Source organism: Bradyrhizobium sp. Pha-3, from assembly GCF_042258325.1.
In the GTDB taxonomy this organism is placed as follows: Bacteria; Pseudomonadota; Alphaproteobacteria; order Rhizobiales; family Xanthobacteraceae; genus Bradyrhizobium; species Bradyrhizobium elkanii.
This window is the reverse complement of record NZ_CP170151.1, coordinates 7541674-7557437: the sequence shown is the minus strand read 5'-3', so window position 1 is coordinate 7557437 and position 15764 is coordinate 7541674. Positions and strand designations below refer to the sequence as shown.

Sequence of the window (15764 nt, the reverse complement as noted above, 5' to 3'; positions counted from 1 at the left end):
TGGCGCGCCTCGCCATGCCCCACATTTCAAGGCGATCGGCCTTGACGGTCATCGCCGCCGGCGGCGCCGCGCTGGCGGGTGGCCGTGCATGGGCGCAGGCGGCCGCGGGCCGCGCGATCTATCCGGTCGCGGTGCCGGTCTATCAGACGCAGTTCGTCGCCGACCGTATCGGCTACTTCAAGGAGGCCGGGCTCGACTGCAAGCTGGTGCAGGGCGGCAGCGGTGTGAAGACCCGCGAGATCATCGCCTCGTCGCAGGGCGACATCGGCATCGGCGACGTCACCCATCCGATGCAGCTGACCAATCACGGTCGCGCCGCGCGCGTGCTGTTGCCGGTCGACACGCGATCGAACTCGGTGATGTTCATCCTGCGCAAGGATTTGAAGGACCAGGGCCTCAACTCGCTGGAGGCCTTCGCGCAATGGAAGCGGCCCGACGGCCGCAAGCCGATCGTCTCGGTCTCTTCGCTCGGCGGCACCAACCATGTCTGGTCGTCCTACTACATGGAAACCATGGGGCTCGACGACAAGGTGACCTGGATCGGCACCGGCAATGTCGATACCATGCTGGGATCGCTGAAGTCGAAGCAGGTCGATATTCTCGTCAGTTCGCTGTCGCTGTTGAACGAGGCACAGCAGCAGGGCTGGGGCGAGTTGCTGTTCGACGGTACCGATGAGGCGATCTGGAACAAGCATATCGGCGGCAAGGTGCCGGTGACCGCGCATTTCACGCTGCAAGCCACCATCGACAAGGACCCGGCCAAGATGCAGGCCTACGTCACCGCGCTGTGGCGGGCGTCGCAATGGATCAAGACCCACAAGCCGACCGAGGTCTACGACGCCATCGAGCCCTATGTCGGCAGCACCTCGCGCGAGGCCAATCTGCTGGAGATTACGTCGATCCAGAAGGTCGCGGATTATGAGGGCTCGATCGACGCCGCGAGCTTCGCGCGCGGCGAGAAAGTCTGGTTCCGCGAGATGACCGGCATCAAGCCGCTCAAGATCGCCGACGTGGTCAATTCCAACCTGATCGAAGCGGCGCGAAAGGCCTATCCGGGTTGAGCGCGCTCGAGACAAGCGCAACCGTGTCGCCGCGCGCCCCGGCCGATCGCCGCGTCGAGGTCAAGGGCCTGAGCAAGTCGTTCCAACTCGCCAAAACCACGATCGAGGCCGTCCGCGATGTGACCTTCGACGTCCGCCGCGGCGAGTTCGTCGCGTTGCTCGGGCCGTCGGGCTCCGGCAAGAGCACCGTGCTCAATATGATCGCCTCGCTGATCCGCCCGACCGGCGGCGAGATCCTCATCGACGGCAAGCGCGTCGTCGCCGGCAAGGCGACGCCCAATGTCGGCTATGTCTTCCAGCGCGACACGCTGTTTCCGTGGCGGTCCGTCGGCGACAATATCGGCTACGGGCTGGAGCTGTCAGGCGTGCCGGCTCACGAACGGAAGGAGCGCATCGCGGAATGCGTCGCGCAAGCGGGCCTGAAGGGATTTGAGAACGCCTATCCATCGGCGCTGTCGGGTGGCATGCGGCAGCGCGCGGCGTTGATGCGCACTTTGATCGTCGAGCCGCAGATCCTCCTGATGGACGAGCCGTTCGGCGCGCTCGACACCCACACCAAGATCGACATGCACGAGGTGCTGCTGCGGATCTGGGAACGCGAGCAGCAGACCGTGCTGTTCGTGACCCACGATCTCGGCGAGGCGTTGACATTGGCCGACCGCATCATCCTGTTCTCGGCGCGGCCGGGTCGCATCAAGGACATGTTCGAGGTCGACTTCGCGCGCCCGCGCGATGCGGTGAAGGTACGCGAGACCCCGCATTATGCCGAGCTGTTCCAGCACATATGGCATTCGCTGGGTGAGGAATTCGTCAAGGGCCGCAGCGCATGAAGAGGTACGGCACGCTCGGCACGGTCGGCTGGCAGGTCCTGATCTGCGCCGTCGTGCTGTCGGTCTGGCAATGGGGCTACGACCTCCGCGCCAGACTGCCTTGGCTGGTGCCCGACCTGCTCGATCCCTACTTCATCTCGAAGCCGTCGATGATCTTCGACAACTTCCTGATCCAGAGCTGCCTGACCTCGAAGCTCGGCGCCTTCAACAGCTGGTTCAACGGCGACTTCGGAAAGTGCCTGGCGCGCAACGAGAACAACCTCTGGGCCGCGACCGCCATCACCCTGAAGAATACCTTCTTCGGCTTCGTCACCGGCGTGGTCAGCGGCTTCGTCGCGGGGCTGATCCTGGGACGATCCGACCGGCTGAGCGCGATCTTTCAGCCCTTCATCACCGCTGTCAATTCGATCCCGCGGATCGCGCTGGCGCCGATCATCGTGCTGGCATTCGGGATCGGCGACATGTCGAAGATCGTGACGTCGTGGATCGTCGTCGTGTTCCTGGTGTTCTTCAACACCTTCGAGGGCGCGCGCTCGATCGACGAGGGCTTCACCAATGCCGCGCGGCTGCTCGGCGCCAGCGAATGGCAGATCACCCGGACGGTGGTGATCCCCTCGACGATGGCCTGGGTGTTCGCCTCGCTGACGCCTGCGATCTCCTTCGCGCTGATCGGCGTGATCGTCGGCGAGTTCATCGGCGCCGAGCGCGGCATCGGCCGCCTCATCATCGAATCGGAGGCGCGCGGCGAGGCCTCGGGCATGATGGTTGCTGTCGTGGTCTTGATGCTGGTCGGCGTGGTGCTGTCGGCGATCATCTGGCGGCTGCAGGCCTATCTGTTGCGCTGGCAGCGGCAGCGCAGCGCCGAGTAGGCCGCGGGCCGTGGCGATGTCGCATTTATCGCCACGGCCGGGCTGGATCTAGGCTGCATTTTCCGCTGGCGAAGTCTCGCCATCGAGCCAATCCTGTTCCTTTGCCAGCGCGCGCCAGGCCGCTTCCATTCGCTTGAAGCGCTTGTGGGTCGGCTCGTCGTCGGCACGCTCGGCAAGCTGCGCGCAGTTCTCCGCATTGTCGAGGAAGTGCTGTGACTGTTTCATGGAACGTCCTCCTGTTAGTTAAGGACGTGGGACATCAATTCAGGCTATTCAACGCGTGGAACATGGGTATTTCGCCACACAGATGAATGCCTGTTCAGCGAGTTCCCGCGCGATGTTTCGCACCGGCGCGTGAGCAAATGCAGCACGTTCGATGCAGGAACGGTCCGTCGCACTCGACGTTCCTCCTTCACATCGCAACTGGAGGAGGAGAGACGGCATGAGGACGTATCTGCTAGCCGCGGCCATGGTGACCGCGATCGCATCGCCTGTGTTCGCCGATGATATCGGTGTCCGCGCAGGTCCCGTCGGCGCGGGCGTAACGGTTGGTCGGGCGCCCGAGTATCGCGACCGCGACCGTGATCGCACCACCGTGATCAGGGAACGTGAGCCGCGCCGTGACCGGACCACGGTCATCAAGAAGCGGGACGAATTCGGCAATCGCAGCAAGACCGTCATCCACAACGACGACGATTGACGCCAACCCAGGCGATCTTGTGTGAGCATGAACGTCCGTCGCTGACCTGGTCACGGCGGACGTTTGCTTGGTGCCCCAGGTCACGGAGCGACGATGGCGGCCGAGACGGAGCTCAAATTCCGCGTTCCCGCGCGCAAGCTCAAGGGACTGAAGAAACCGCGGATCGCCGGCAGCAAAAGCGGAGCGCCGTCCGAGAGCGATCTCGTCTCGACCTATTTCGACACCGCGAAGCACAAGCTGAAGCGGCACGGACTGACATTGCGCGTGCGGCGGGATGGCGCCAGCTATGTTCAGACGATCAAGTCCGGGGCGGGGCCACAGTTTGAACGGGGCGAATGGGAGACCGACCTTGCGGATGGACACCTCGACCTCGACAAGGCCGAAGGTACACCGCTCGAAAAGCTCGCGTCCGACAGGCTGCGTCACAAGCTGAAGCCGATGTTCGCGACGTCGGTCCGGCGTATCACTGTGCCGCTGCGGACGAAACGCAGCGAGATCGAGCTCGCGATCGATCGCGGCTACACCACGGCCGGGCATCGTTCGCGCCGAATCGACGAGGTCGAACTCGAACTCAAGAGCGGCCGCCCGCTCGACTTGTTCCGGGTTGCCAGGGCGCTGGAGCGGAAGGCGGCGGCGGAGCTCGATCTGCGCTCGAAAGCCGAACATGGCTATGAACTTGCCGATGGCGAGGAGCATGTCGTCGTCTCCGCCGGGGCCATCGTGCTCGACGCCGGGCTTACCGCCGGCGCGGCGTTCCGGGTGATCGCGCGCGCCGCGCTTCGTCACTTTTCATCGAATGCCGATGCCGTCCGCGAGGGCGAGGCGGAAGGCATTCACCAGATGCGGGTTGGGTTGCGGCGGCTGCGCGCCGCGATCTCGCTGTTCTCGAAGATCCTCACCGTGGCCCCGACGGAAGACATCAAGACGCAGCTGAAGTGGCTCACCAGCGCGCTCGCACCGGCGCGCGAGCTTGATGTATTCGTCAAGGAAGATATCGAGCCTGCGTCGCATGACGCGCTGCTGCGGCGAGGCGGCAAAGCGATCCGGCAGGAATTCTCCGACCGCCGCGACCGCGCCTTTGCCGGCGCGCGGCAGGCGGTCAATTCGCGGCGCTATCGGTCCATGCTGATCGACACGTTGCAATGGATCGAGGCAAAGCAGACCATTGCCGCGGAGGACGAAGGCGGTCCGATCGAGGAATTCGCCGCCGCACTGCTGCATCGCCGCATCAGGAAGCTGCGCAAGGATGGCCGGCGTCTCGACGAACTGTCGGCCCGGGAGCGGCACAAGGTGCGCATCAAGGCCAAGAAGCTCAGATACGCGATCGATTTCTTCGAAAGCCTGTTTTCGCGCAAGGGTGAGCGCAGGCAACTCGCGCGGCTGTCCAGGCACCTGAAGCGGGTCCAGGATGCACTCGGCTCGCTCAACGATTTTGTCGCGCACCGCAAGCTGGCGGTCGATGCGGCGCTGAAGGCCCCGCATCGGAAGGAGCGCGCCAGCGCCTTCGCTTCGGGGGTTGTGCTCGGCCGAGAGGAACAGGCGGTCAAGCCGCTGATCAAGGTCGCCGCCAGGGAAGTGCGAGGACTCGAGAAATTTTGACGAGCGTGTGGCGGCGAACCTCGGAGATCTATGCCGCTGGTGATGCCCCCGATTGCCTCTCCCGCTCGGCGGCTGCGATCTGGCTGCGACATTCCTCCGCGTAGGCACGCAGGCGCTCGGCCGTCAACGAGTCCATGCCGGTGCGTGCCAGCCGCTCGGCGCGGTCGGCCTGATCTCTGAGATCATTGATGGTCCGGGTCATGTGTGCCTCCATGCCCAGACAATTTGAATCGAATTGCGACGTTCCCCGGCCGATCAGGACGTGGCTAACGGGTGGTTAAGGAGGCGCCGATGCTCAGGTCACCGGTGCCGGGTTGAACAGCGTGAGATCGTTGTGGATGCCCCAGCGGTCCGACCACGGCTTGGTCCGCCCGCTCGCGACGTCGAGGATCAGGCGGAACAGGTCCCAGCCGGTTTCCTCGATTGTCTTTTCGCCGGTGGCGATGCAGCCGGCGTCGAAATCGATCAGGTCCTTCCAGCGCCGTGCCAGCTCGCTGCGGGTCGCGACCTTGATGACGGGCGCGGCGGCCAGGCCATACGGTGTGCCGCGGCCGGTGGTGAACACCTGCAAGGTCATGCCGGAGGCGAGCTGCAGCGTGCCGCAGATGAAGTCGCTCGCCGGCGTCGCGGCAAACAGCATGCCCTTCTGCCGCGCCTTCTCGCCCGGCGACAGCACGCCCGCGATCGGGCCGGAGCCGGACTTGACGATCGAGCCGAGCGACTTTTCGACGATGTTGGCGAGACCGCCCTTCTTGTTGCCCGGCGTGGTGTTGGCGCTGCGGTCGGCGCCGCCGCGGGCAAGATAAGCGTCGTACCATTCCATCTCGCGGATCAGCGCGCGGCCGACATCCTCGTTGACGGCGCGGCGGGTCAGAAGCTGGATCGCGTCGCGCACCTCGGTCACTTCCGAGAACATCACGGTCGCGCCGGCACGAACCAGCAGGTCGGCGGCAAAGCCCACCGCGGGGTTCGCGGTCACGCCGGAGAACGCATCGCTGCCGCCGCATTGCAGGCCGATCACAAGATCGGCGGCCGGGCAGGTCTCGCGTTTGCGGGCGTTGAGCACCTTCAGCCGGGCTTCCGCCTGGGTCATGATGGCGTCGACGATGGCGCCGAAGCCGTCAAACGCTTCGTCCTGCATACGCACGATGGCATCGCCGACGCCTTCCGGCACCAGCCGTTCCGGCGCGAGCTTCTCGCAGCCGAGGCCGACGACGAGGATCTCGCCGCCGAAATTCGGATTGAGCGCGAGATTCTGCAGGGTGCGGATCGGCACCACGGCGTCGGGCGCCGTGATCGCGACGCCGCAGCCATAGGCGTGGGTCAGCGGCACGACGTCGTCGACGTTGGGATATTTCGGCAAGAGCTCGGCGCGGATGCGCTTGACCGCATATTCCATCGTGCCCTTGACGCATTGCACGGAGGAGGAGATGCCGAGGATATTCTTGGTGCCGACCGAGCCGTCGGGATTGCGATAGCCCTCGAAGGTAAAACCGTCGAGCGGCGGCAGCGCTGGCGGCACCGCGGTCGCGATCTCGAGCTGATCGAGCGGCGGCGCGTCGGGCATGCGGATGCGTGCCTCGTCGACCCATTCGCCGGCCAGGATCGGCGACAGCGCATGGCCGATCACCTCGCCATAGCGGATGATGGGTGCGCCCTCGGCGATGTCTTCCAGCGCGGTCTTGTGGCCCTGCGGCACGAAGGCGCGCAGCGTCAGGCCCGAGGCGAAGCGGGAGCCGGCGGGCAGGCCGAAATCATTCACGACGATCGCGACATTGTCGCGCTCGTTGAGCTTGATGTAGCGGGGCTGCTCCTGCGCGCCGATCGACTGGTCCATGCCGTATTCCTCCTGGCTTCACGTCACCTCTCCCGCTTGCTTGCGGGGAAGGTCGGATCGCATCGAATGATGCGATCCGGGTGGGGGCTCTCTCCACTGCATGACTCGCGGGGAGAGCCCCCACCCCAACCCTCGCAAGCGGGAGAGGGGGCGCGGCGTCTTACGAGGCTGCACTCTGTCCCAACTGCTTCAGCCCGGGAAGGTGTAAGCCGTCTTCACCGTGGTGTAGAACTCGCGGGCATAGGCGCCCTGTTCGCGTGCGCCGTAGCTCGAGCCTTTGCGGCCGCCGAACGGGACGTGGTAGTCGACGCCGGCGGTCGGCAGGTTGACCATCACCATGCCGGCCTCGCTGTTGCGCTTGTAGTGCGAGGCGTATTTCAGGCTTGACGTGCAGATGCCCGAGGCGAGGCCGAACTCGGTGTCGTTCGAGATCGCCAGCGCCTCCTCATAATCCTTGGCGCGGATCACGCAGGCGACCGGGCCGAAGATCTCCTCACGGGCGATGCGCATCTGGTTGGTCGCCTCGGTAAACAGCGCCGGCTGCAGATAGAAGCCGGGCGTCTCGCGGTTGAGCAGCTCTCCGCCCCAGTGCAGGCGGGCGCCTTCATCCTGGCCGATCTTGATGTAGCGGAGGTCCTGGTCGAGCTGGCTCTGGTCGACCACAGGGCCGACATGCACGCCGCTCTTCAGCGCGTCGTCCACCGAAAGCCCCTTCATGCGCTCGGTCATCGTGGCAACGAAGCGGTCGTGAATCCCCGCAGTGACGATCAGGCGCGAGGACGCGGTGCAGCGCTGGCCGGTCGAGAAATAGGCGCCGTTGACCGCGACCTCGACCGCGACCTTCACGTCGGCGTCGTCGAGCACGACCAGCGGGTTCTTGCCGCCCATCTCGAGCTGGAACTTCTTCATCGGATTGGAGAGCACGCAGGCCTGCGCGATCTTGCGGCCGGTCTGAACCGAGCCGGTAAAGGAGATCGCGGCGACGTCGGGATGATCCAGCAGCGTCTGGCCGACCACCGAGCCCGAGCCGACCACGAGGTTGAACACGCCGGCCGGTACGCCGGAACGCGCGATGATCTCGGACAACGCATGGGCGGAGCCCGGCACCAGCTCGGCCGGCTTGAACACCACGGTATTGCCGTAGCAGAGCGCCGGCGCGATCTTCCACGCCGGGATCGCGATCGGGAAATTCCACGGCGTGATCATGCCGACGACGCCGACCGGCTCGCGGGTGATCTCGACGTCGAGGCCGGGGCGCACCGATGCGCCCTTTTCGCCCATCAGTCGCAGCGCTTCGCCGGCGAAGAACGCAAAGATCTGTCCGGCGCGCGCCACCTCGCCGATGCCTTCCGGTAGCGTCTTGCCCTCCTCGCGGGCGAGCAGGCGGCCGAGCTCTTCCTTGCGGGCGAGGATTTCGACGGAGATCCTGGTCAGCGCATCGAAGCGTTCCTGCGGCGTCGAGCGCGCCCAGGCCGGGAAGGCGGCCTTCGCGGCTGCGATCGCCTTTTCAGTCTGCGCCTTGTCGGCCTTGGCGTATTCGCCGACCACGTCTTTGGTGTTGGAGGGGTTGATGTCCCGCGTGATGCCTGTTCCGTCGACCCATTCGCCGGCGATGAAGTTCTTCTGGTGAGCGGTCATGTTTCCAACCTTTCTTTTTTAGCGCACGAGGCAGGGACGCTTGTCGTCGAAGGTCCACCCCTGGATCAGGTACTGCATGGCCAGCGCGTCGTCGCGGGCGCCGAGGCCATGCTGCTTGTATAGCGCGTTCGCGGCCTCGATGGCACCGCGATCGAGCTCGATGCCGAGGCCCGGCCGATCCGGGATCGCGATCTTGCCGCCCTTGATCTGCAGCGGCTCCCTGGTCAACGCCTGGCCGTCCTGCCAGATCCAGTGGGTGTCGATCGCGGTCACCTTGCCGGGCGCGGCGGCGCCGACATGGGTGAACATTGCCAGCGAAATGTCGAAATGGTTGTTGGAGTGCGAGCCCCAGGTCAGGCCGTTGTCGCGGCAAGTCTGCGCCACCCGCACCGAGCCCTGCATGGTCCAGAAATGCGGGTCGGCGAGCGGAATGTCGACCGCCCCGAGCCGCAGTGCATGCGAGAGCTGGCGCCAATCGGTGGCGATCATGTTGGTCGCGGTCGGCAGCCCGGTGGCGCGGCGGAACTCGGCCATGATCTCGCGGCCGGAGAAGCCGGCCTCGGCGCCGCAGGGATCCTCGGCATAAGCGAGCACGCCATGCATGTTGCTGCACAACCGGATCGCCTCGTCGAGCGACCAGGCGCCGTTCGGGTCGAGCGTGACGCGCGCCTTCGGAAAGCGTTTTGCAATGGCGGTGACGGCCTCGATCTCCTCTTCGCCCCTGAGCACGCCGCCCTTGAGTTTGAAGTCGGCAAAGCCGTAATGCGCCTGCGTCGCTTCGGCGAGGCGCACGATCGCATCCGGCGTCATCGCCGCCTGATGGCGCAGGTCGAACCAGTCGGGCTTGCCGGTCTCGCCCTCGACATACGGCAAACTGGTCTTCTTGCGATCGCCGACGAAGAAGAGGTAGCCGAGCGTCTCGACGCTGGTGCGCTGCTGGCCTTCGCCGAGCAGCGCCGCGACCGGGAGATTGAGATGCTGGCCGAGCAAATCGAGCAGCGCGGATTCCACCGCCGTGACCGCATGGATGGTGACACGCAGGTCAAAGGTCTGCTTGCCGCGGCCGCCGGCGTCGCGGTCGGCGAAGGCCTGGCGCATCGAGGCCAGGATGTTGTTGCAGGCGCCGATGGTCTGGCCGACGACGAGGTCGCGGGCGTCCTCGAGCGTCTTCTTGATCTTCTCGCCGCCCGGCACCTCGCCGACGCCGGTGAGGCCGGAGTTGTCGGTGAGGATAACGAGGTTGCGGGTGAAGAACGGCGCATGCGCGCCGCTCAGATTGAGGAGCATGCCGTCGCGGCCGGCGACCGGGATCACCTCCATCGCCGTGACAACAGGTGCGCCGGCAAAGCCGGTGCGGATCGTGTCCTGGATCATCTGCTCCTCCCTTCGTTGTTGGCCGTTCGGCTTATTCTGCCGCCTGCCGCGCGGCGGCCTGCGGCAGCTTGGCCACCAGTGCGGCGAGCTCGGCGGTCTCCTGCGCGGTGAGGTCGGTGAGCGGCGGCCGCACCGGGCCGGAATCGCGACCGATCACCTTCATGCCGGCCTTGATGATCGACACCGCATAACCCTTCTTGCGGTTGCGTATCGCGATCAGCGGCAGGATGAAATCCTTCAAGCCTGCATGGATGGTCTGATGATCGCGCCGGCGCACCGCGGCGTAGAATTTGGTGGCGAATTCCGGCACGAAGTTGAACACCGCCGACGAATAGGTGGTCACGCCCATGTCGAGATAGGGCAGGGCAAAGGTCTCCGCGGTCGGCAGGCCGCCGATATAGGTCAGGCGATCGCCGAGCCGGGTGTGGACGCGGGTCATCAGCTCGATGTCGCCGATGCCGTCCTTGTAGCCGACGAGGTTCGGGCAGCGCTCGCAGAGGCGCGCCAGCGTATCGGGCTGCAGGATCGCATTGTCGCGGTTGTAGACGATGACGCCGATCTTGACCGACGCGCACACCGCCTCGACATGCGCGGCGAGGCCGTCCTGCTCGGCATGCGTGAGATAGGGCGGCAGCAAGAGCAGACCGTCGGCGCCGGCCTTCTCGGCGCCAACCGCGATCTCGCGCGCGATCGCGGTGCCGTAGCCGGTGCCGGCCAGCACGGGAACACGGCCCTTGGTCTCGTCGACCGCGATCTTCACGACGTGGGGAACTTCACTCGGCGTCAGCGAGAAGAACTCGCCGGTGCCGCCGGCGGCGAACAGGCCGGCAACGTCATAGCCGCATAGCCAGTCCATGTTGGCGCGATAGGTCGCCTCGTCGAACGAATAGTCCGCGTTGAACGGGGTCACCGGGAAGGACAGGAGGCCGCCACCGATTCTAGCGGCCATCTCCTGAGGGGTCATCTTGCTCATGGCGCCACTCCTTATGATGTTGGGAACGGGATGCGCGAGCAGCGCGCGTCCATGGCGGGATTTCTAGGGAATGCTTCGATGCGCGTCCAAGCCAAACGCGGTATCGAGCGATGCGCAATCTGCATCAATCGCCGCGCAGATGCGGCGCTGCGATTTCGGTTGCGATCTCGATCAGTGAAGGCAGCAACTGGTTCTCGTGATCGCGCCGCCACACCATGAACAGCTCGACCGGTACGGGTGATCGCAGCTTCAGCGGCTTCAGCTTGACCTCCGCGATCTTCAGGCTGGCGGCCGCTTCCGGCACGATCGCGACGCCGAGCCCGGCGCGCACCATGGCGAGGATCGAATGGATCTGGCTGAGATGCTGGACATAGCGCGGCAGCACGTCGGCGCGTGTGAACATCGACACCAAGAGATCGTGGAAGTAGCGCGCCTCATAGGGCGAATACATCACGAAGGGCTGGTCGTCGAAATCCTTGATGCTGACGGTCTCGGCCGCGGCCAGCGGATGCTTCTTCGGGATCGCGGCGAGCAACGGCTCGGCCACGACGCGCCGGCTGGCGAATTCCGGCCGCGCGATCGGCGGGCGCAGCAGGCCGGCATCGATCTGCCCGGTGGTGAGCGCCTCGAACTGATCGCCGGAGACCATCTCCTTCAGCGAAAAATCGACCTCGGGCAGGCGCGAGCGGCAGGCCGCGATCAGGTCGGGCAGGAAGCCGTAGGCGGCCGCCGCGGTGAAGCCGATCTTGAGCGAGCCGGTCTTGCCGAGCGCGATGCGGCGGGCGACCTGCGAGGCGGATTCCGCGAGCTTGAGGATGCGCCGCGCCTCGGGCAGGAAGCTGCGTCCGGCCGGCGTCAGCCGCACCGAGCGGCTGGTGCGTTCCAGCAGCGGCGCGTCGATGATGTGCTCGAGCACTTGGATCTGCCGGCTCAGCGGCGGTTGCGTCATGTTGAGCCGCGCCGCGGCGCGGCCGAAGTGCAATTCCTCGGCCACCGTGACAAAGCAGCGGAGCTGGCTCAGGTCGAACATCGATGCTAACCCGGAATGGATCGAACGGGGATTTGTGCGTTCTAGCATCGATGCCTCCCACTGGCCAAGAAGACAAAAAGCAGACAAAGAAGCAGACAAAGACGGCGGCCGAAGCCGCCGTTCCGCGTTTCGAAAATCTCAGACCCTCATGGTGAGGAGCGCGGAACGCGCGTCTCGAACCATGAAGGCCCGGTCTGTGGCCTGCATCCTTCGAGACGCCCGCTGCGCGGGCTCCTCCAGCGACAAAGGCGAAGCCTTTGCGCGGGGATGAGGGGGATAAGCCGTCGCATGACCCGTCGCCTTCAGGCCGCCTTCAACTGCACCCGCTTGATCTCGCCGACGATGAACAGATAGGCGATCGCCGCGACCAGCGCGTTGGCGCCGACGAACACCAGCGCGCCGTTGAACGAACCGGTGGCGGCCAGGATGTAGCCGATGATGATCGGCGTCGTGATCGAGGACAGATTGCCGAAGGTGTTGAACAGACCGCCGGAAACGCCGCCGGCTTCCTTCGGCGAGGTGTCGGAGACGACCGCCCAGCCGAGTGCGCCGATGCCCTTGCCGAAGAAGGCAAGCGCCATGAAGCCGACCACCAGCGCCTGGCCGTCGACATAGTTGCAGGCGATGATCGACATCGACAGCAGCATGCCGCCGACGATCGGGATCTTGCGCGCCATGGTCAGCGAGCCGGTGCGGCGCAGGATGTAGTCCGAGATCACGCCGCCGAGCACGCCGCCGATAAAGCCGCACAGCGCCGGCAAGGTCGCGACGAAGCCGGCCTGCAGGATCGACAGCCCACGCTCCTTCACTAGATAGACCGGGAACCAGGTCAGGAAGAAGTAGGTCAGGGTGTCGATGCAGTATTGGCCGATATAGACGCCGAGCATCATCCGGTTGCCGAGCAGCTGGCGGATGTGGTCCCAGCTGGGGCCGTTGTCCTGCGTTTTGCCAGCCTTCGCCGCGTCCATGTCGACCAGCGCGCCGCCCTGCTTGATGTAGTCGAACTCGGCCTCGTTGATCGCGGGGTGCTCCTTCGGCTCGTAGATGGTCTTGATCCAGGCAATGCCCATGACGATGCCGAGCGCACCCATCACGTAGAACACATGGCGCCAGCCATACTCATGGGCGATCCAGCCCATCAGCGGCGCGAAGATCACGGTGGCGAAATACTGCCCCGAATTGAAGAAGGCCGAAGCGGTGCCGCGTTCATTGCCGGGGAACCAGGAGGCGACGATGCGGGCGTTGGCCGGGAATGACGGCGCCTCGGCGATGCCGACCAGGAAGCGCAGGGCGAACAGCAGGGCCACGGCCGTGCCCGCGGACAGGAACCCGACCAGGCCCTGCATCGCGGTGAAGATCGACCAGACGATGATGCTGATCGCATAGACCCATTTGGAGCCGAAGCGGTCGAGCAGCCAGCCGCACGGCACCTGGGCGACCACATAGGACCAGCCGAACGCCGAGAACACGTAGCCCATCGCGACGGGATCGAGATGCAGTTCCTTGGAAAGCGCGGGGCCGGCGATCGAGAGCGTGGCGCGATCGGCATAGTTCACGGTGGTGACGAGAAACAGCATCGTCACGATCAAGAGCCGGACGCGGGATCGCCGCGTGTCTGTGGCGGACACAATTGCGCTCATTAGCGCCTCCTCGAAAATTTCCTCGGGGTCTGTCCTAGAGAGATGACGACAATGGGTCCAAGCCGAAACGGGTATTGATCCATACCGATTTTGAATGGATCGGCCCGGTGTCATTCCACCTTTGCCGCTATGGCCAGGGTTTCGTATTTAGTGTACCAATAGTACAGTTATTAAGGGCGCAGCGTTGCGCCGGCTGCTCGAGGTCGAATGCTGATGACCACGCCGCGCGACTATGAGGTGTTCGAGGCAGGTGATGTGACGCTGCAGGGCGGCGCCGTGTTTCCGCAGCTGCGGCTCGCCTACAAGACCTATGGCACGCCGAGCGCGGCGCGGGACAACGTCATCCTCTATCCGACGTCGTTTGCCGCGCAGCACACCGACATCGAATGGCTGGTGCAGCCGGGCGGCGCGCTCGATCCCGAGCACTACTTCATCGTCATCGCGAATCTGTTCGGCAATGGCCTGTCGTCCTCGCCGTCGAATTCGGCCGAGGTGCTCGGCGCCGCGCCGTTTCCCGCCTTCACTTATCATGACGCGGTCGCGATCCAGCGGCGGCTGCTGGTCGAGCGGTTCGGCGTGACCAGGCTCGCGCTGGTCTACGGCTGGTCGATGGGCGGTATGCAGGCCTATCACTGGGCCGCACGCTATCCCGACATGGTGGAGCGCGCAGCCGTGGTTTGCGGCAGCGCGCGGTGCTCGCCGTATAATCATGTGTTCCTCGAAGGTGTGAAGGCCGCGCTGACCGCCGACCCGGCCTACCGGGACGGCGGCTTCGTCAGCAAGCCCGCGGCGGGCCTTCGTGCGATGGGGCGCGTCTACGCAGGCTGGGCGATGTCGCATGAGTTCTATCGCGAGGAAGTCTGGCGCGAGGCCGGATTCAAGTCGCTCGAGCACTATCTCGCGGGATCCTGGGACGGTGCCTTCGCACGGCGCGATGCGAATGATCTGCTGGCGCAGATCGCGATCTGGCAGGCCGGCGATATCAGCCGTTGCGATCAATTCGGCGGCGACTTCGACCGGGCGCTGGCCGCGATCAGGGCGCATATCCTGCTGATGCCGGGGCGTACCGATCGCTATTTCGATCCGCGCGACAACGAGGATGAACTCGGCCGCCTGGTCAACGCACGCTCGGCCGCGCTGCACGCGATTCCGTCGATCCACGGGCACCGGGCCGGCAATCCCGCCAACAACGCCGACGACCGCGCCTTCATCAACGCCGAAATCTCGGCGCTGCTGCAACGCTGACAGGTGAGACGACCATGAGCACCGCAGAGACCAGTGACGCCGGACCCCGCGTGAAGCCGCTCAGCCCGCTGACCTTGCGCGATTTGTCGACCAAGTCGAACCTTGCCGGCACGGTGCGTGCGGCAAGCCATTACGGGATGATCGTCACCGTCGGCGCGCTGATCTTCCTGGTCTCGTCGCGCCACGGCCTGCCATGGGCGCTGCCGCTGATTGCCCTGCAGGGCTACTTCGTCGCGTTCCTGTTCATGGTGGTGCATGAGACCGCGCACAAGACCGCGTTCCGCAGTCCAGTGCTCAATCTTGTCGTCGGCAATCTGTCCGCCTTCATGATCGGACTGCCCTACCAGTATTACTGCCTGTTTCACTGGGACCATCACCGTTACACGCAGGATCCGGAGAAAGACCCGGAGCTGATCGTCGGCCCCAAGCCCGCGTCGGATACCCAGCTTGCGATCGCCTATTCGGGACTGCTGCAGGTGTTGGTTCGCATCCGCCTGATGTTTTGGCATGCACTCACCGGAAAGGTGGTTGTGCCGTGGATTCCGGAGCACAAGCGCGCCTCGATCGTGCTGGAGGCGAGGCTCTATCTCGCGGGCTATCTGCTGTTGCTCGCGGCATCGTTCGCGCTGCACAGTGCGATCCTGCTCTGGGTGTGGATCGTGCCGCTCCTGGCCGGTCAGCTCATCCTGCGCCCCTATCTCTATGCCGAGCACACCGGTTGCGAGCGGACGCGGAGCGCGTTCGAGAACACGCGCACAACGATGACCGGCAGGATCATGAAATGGTTCGCCTGGAACATGCCTTACCATGTCGAGCACCACGCCTATCCCACGGTGCCATTCCATGCGCTGCCGAAGCTGAACGCCATCGTCGATCGCCACATCGTGTATCGCGGAAGCAATTACCGGGCCGTCACGCGCGAGACCTGGGTCTGGTTTCGCCGTCAGCGCCAGCGCTCTGCTTGATAG

15 protein-coding genes are annotated in these 15764 nt (G+C 65.1%); 7 read left to right on the top strand and 8 right to left on the bottom strand.

Annotation, left to right across the window (positions count from 1 at the left end; all coding sequences use genetic code 11):
- Positions 1–41 precede the first annotated feature (41 nt).
- Genes ACE10X_RS36070 through ACE10X_RS36060 form a run of 3 tightly spaced genes read left to right on the top strand, consistent with a single transcriptional unit; the run spans position 42 to position 2760 of the window.
- Positions 42–1061: an ABC transporter substrate-binding protein gene (locus ACE10X_RS36070; protein ID WP_375763560.1), complete on the top strand. Its 1020-nt coding sequence runs from the start codon at positions 42–44 to the stop codon at positions 1059–1061.
- Entirely contained in the window at positions 1058–1891 is an 834-nt protein-coding gene (locus ACE10X_RS36065; RefSeq protein WP_375763559.1) for an ABC transporter ATP-binding protein, read from the top strand. Before ACE10X_RS36070 ends, ACE10X_RS36065 begins: the two co-directional genes overlap by 4 nt.
- Positions 1888–2760 (top strand): ABC transporter permease, encoded by an 873-nt coding sequence (locus ACE10X_RS36060; RefSeq protein WP_038382436.1) that lies wholly within the window; start codon positions 1888–1890, stop codon positions 2758–2760. The genes ACE10X_RS36065 and ACE10X_RS36060 overlap by 4 nt, the downstream gene beginning before the upstream one ends.
- 48 nt (positions 2761–2808) lie before the next feature.
- Here the strand turns inward: ACE10X_RS36060 and ACE10X_RS36055 are convergent, their stop codons facing one another.
- On the bottom strand, positions 2809–2985 hold the full coding sequence (locus ACE10X_RS36055; RefSeq protein ID WP_162832403.1) for a hypothetical protein: 177 nt from the start codon (positions 2983–2985) through the stop codon (positions 2809–2811).
- 217 nt (positions 2986–3202) lie between these two features.
- Between ACE10X_RS36055 and ACE10X_RS36050 the strand changes: the two genes are divergently transcribed.
- Together ACE10X_RS36050 and ACE10X_RS36045 are read left to right on the top strand one after the other, a co-directional pair.
- Positions 3203–3460 (top strand): hypothetical protein, encoded by a 258-nt coding sequence (locus ACE10X_RS36050; protein ID WP_304496987.1) that lies wholly within the window; start codon positions 3203–3205, stop codon positions 3458–3460.
- Between the two features lie 93 nt (positions 3461–3553).
- Positions 3554–5059: a CHAD domain-containing protein gene (locus ACE10X_RS36045; RefSeq protein WP_375763558.1), complete on the top strand. Its 1506-nt coding sequence runs from the start codon at positions 3554–3556 to the stop codon at positions 5057–5059.
- A gap of 28 nt (positions 5060–5087) precedes the next feature.
- Here ACE10X_RS36045 and ACE10X_RS36040 read toward each other — a convergent pair whose 3' ends face one another.
- The 7 genes from ACE10X_RS36040 to ACE10X_RS36010 all read right to left on the bottom strand — a co-directional run bounded on the left by ACE10X_RS36040 (position 5088) and on the right by ACE10X_RS36010 (position 13551).
- Positions 5088–5261 (bottom strand): hypothetical protein, encoded by a 174-nt coding sequence (locus tag ACE10X_RS36040; RefSeq protein ID WP_225158646.1) that lies wholly within the window; start codon positions 5259–5261, stop codon positions 5088–5090.
- 93 nt (positions 5262–5354) lie between these two features.
- Positions 5355–6896, bottom strand: a complete 1542-nt coding sequence (garD, locus tag ACE10X_RS36035) for a galactarate dehydratase (RefSeq protein ID WP_038382440.1) — start codon at positions 6894–6896, stop codon at positions 5355–5357.
- Between the two features lie 189 nt (positions 6897–7085).
- Positions 7086–8534, bottom strand: coding sequence for an aldehyde dehydrogenase family protein (locus ACE10X_RS36030; RefSeq protein ID WP_038382441.1), 1449 nt, complete (start codon positions 8532–8534; stop codon positions 7086–7088).
- Positions 8535–8552: 18 nt separating this feature from the next.
- Complete coding sequence (gudD, locus tag ACE10X_RS36025; protein ID WP_375763557.1) at positions 8553–9908, bottom strand: glucarate dehydratase; 1356 nt, start codon at positions 9906–9908, stop codon at positions 8553–8555.
- A gap of 31 nt (positions 9909–9939) precedes the next feature.
- Complete coding sequence (kdgD, locus tag ACE10X_RS36020; RefSeq protein ID WP_375763556.1) at positions 9940–10881, bottom strand: 5-dehydro-4-deoxyglucarate dehydratase; 942 nt, start codon at positions 10879–10881, stop codon at positions 9940–9942.
- A 124-nt stretch (positions 10882–11005) separates the two neighbouring features.
- Entirely contained in the window at positions 11006–11911 is a 906-nt protein-coding gene (locus ACE10X_RS36015; protein ID WP_028333278.1) for a LysR substrate-binding domain-containing protein, read from the bottom strand.
- Positions 11912–12213: 302 nt separating this feature from the next.
- Positions 12214–13551, bottom strand: coding sequence for an MFS transporter (locus ACE10X_RS36010; RefSeq protein WP_375763555.1), 1338 nt, complete (start codon positions 13549–13551; stop codon positions 12214–12216).
- Between the two features lie 213 nt (positions 13552–13764).
- On the opposite strand from ACE10X_RS36010, the gene ACE10X_RS36005 reads away from it, so the two are divergent.
- Both ACE10X_RS36005 and ACE10X_RS36000 read left to right on the top strand, forming a co-directional pair.
- Positions 13765–14796: an alpha/beta fold hydrolase gene (locus ACE10X_RS36005; protein ID WP_375764639.1), complete on the top strand. Its 1032-nt coding sequence runs from the start codon at positions 13765–13767 to the stop codon at positions 14794–14796.
- Between the two features lie 14 nt (positions 14797–14810).
- Positions 14811–15761, top strand: coding sequence for a fatty acid desaturase (locus ACE10X_RS36000; protein ID WP_375763554.1), 951 nt, complete (start codon positions 14811–14813; stop codon positions 15759–15761).
- The last annotated feature ends 3 nt before the right edge of the window (positions 15762–15764 follow it).

Coding starts and splice junctions, on each gene's coding strand:
- ACE10X_RS36060 (WP_038382436.1), top strand. CDS start 1,888: ATGAAGAGGTACGGCACGCTCGGCACGGTCGGCTGGCAGGTCCTGATC.
- ACE10X_RS36055 (WP_162832403.1), bottom strand. CDS start 2,985: ATGAAACAGTCACAGCACTTCCTCGACAATGCGGAGAACTGCGCGCAG.
- ACE10X_RS36050 (WP_304496987.1), top strand. CDS start 3,203: ATGAGGACGTATCTGCTAGCCGCGGCCATGGTGACCGCGATCGCATCG.
- ACE10X_RS36045 (WP_375763558.1), top strand. CDS start 3,554: ATGGCGGCCGAGACGGAGCTCAAATTCCGCGTTCCCGCGCGCAAGCTC.
- ACE10X_RS36040 (WP_225158646.1), bottom strand. CDS start 5,261: ATGACCCGGACCATCAATGATCTCAGAGATCAGGCCGACCGCGCCGAG.
- garD (WP_038382440.1), bottom strand. CDS start 6,896: ATGGACCAGTCGATCGGCGCGCAGGAGCAGCCCCGCTACATCAAGCTC.
- ACE10X_RS36030 (WP_038382441.1), bottom strand. CDS start 8,534: ATGACCGCTCACCAGAAGAACTTCATCGCCGGCGAATGGGTCGACGGA.
- gudD (WP_375763557.1), bottom strand. CDS start 9,908: ATGATCCAGGACACGATCCGCACCGGCTTTGCCGGCGCACCTGTTGTC.
- kdgD (WP_375763556.1), bottom strand. CDS start 10,881: ATGAGCAAGATGACCCCTCAGGAGATGGCCGCTAGAATCGGTGGCGGC.
- ACE10X_RS36015 (WP_028333278.1), bottom strand. CDS start 11,911: ATGTTCGACCTGAGCCAGCTCCGCTGCTTTGTCACGGTGGCCGAGGAA.
- ACE10X_RS36010 (WP_375763555.1), bottom strand. CDS start 13,551: ATGAGCGCAATTGTGTCCGCCACAGACACGCGGCGATCCCGCGTCCGG.
- ACE10X_RS36005 (WP_375764639.1), top strand. CDS start 13,765: ATGACCACGCCGCGCGACTATGAGGTGTTCGAGGCAGGTGATGTGACG.
- ACE10X_RS36000 (WP_375763554.1), top strand. CDS start 14,811: ATGAGCACCGCAGAGACCAGTGACGCCGGACCCCGCGTGAAGCCGCTC.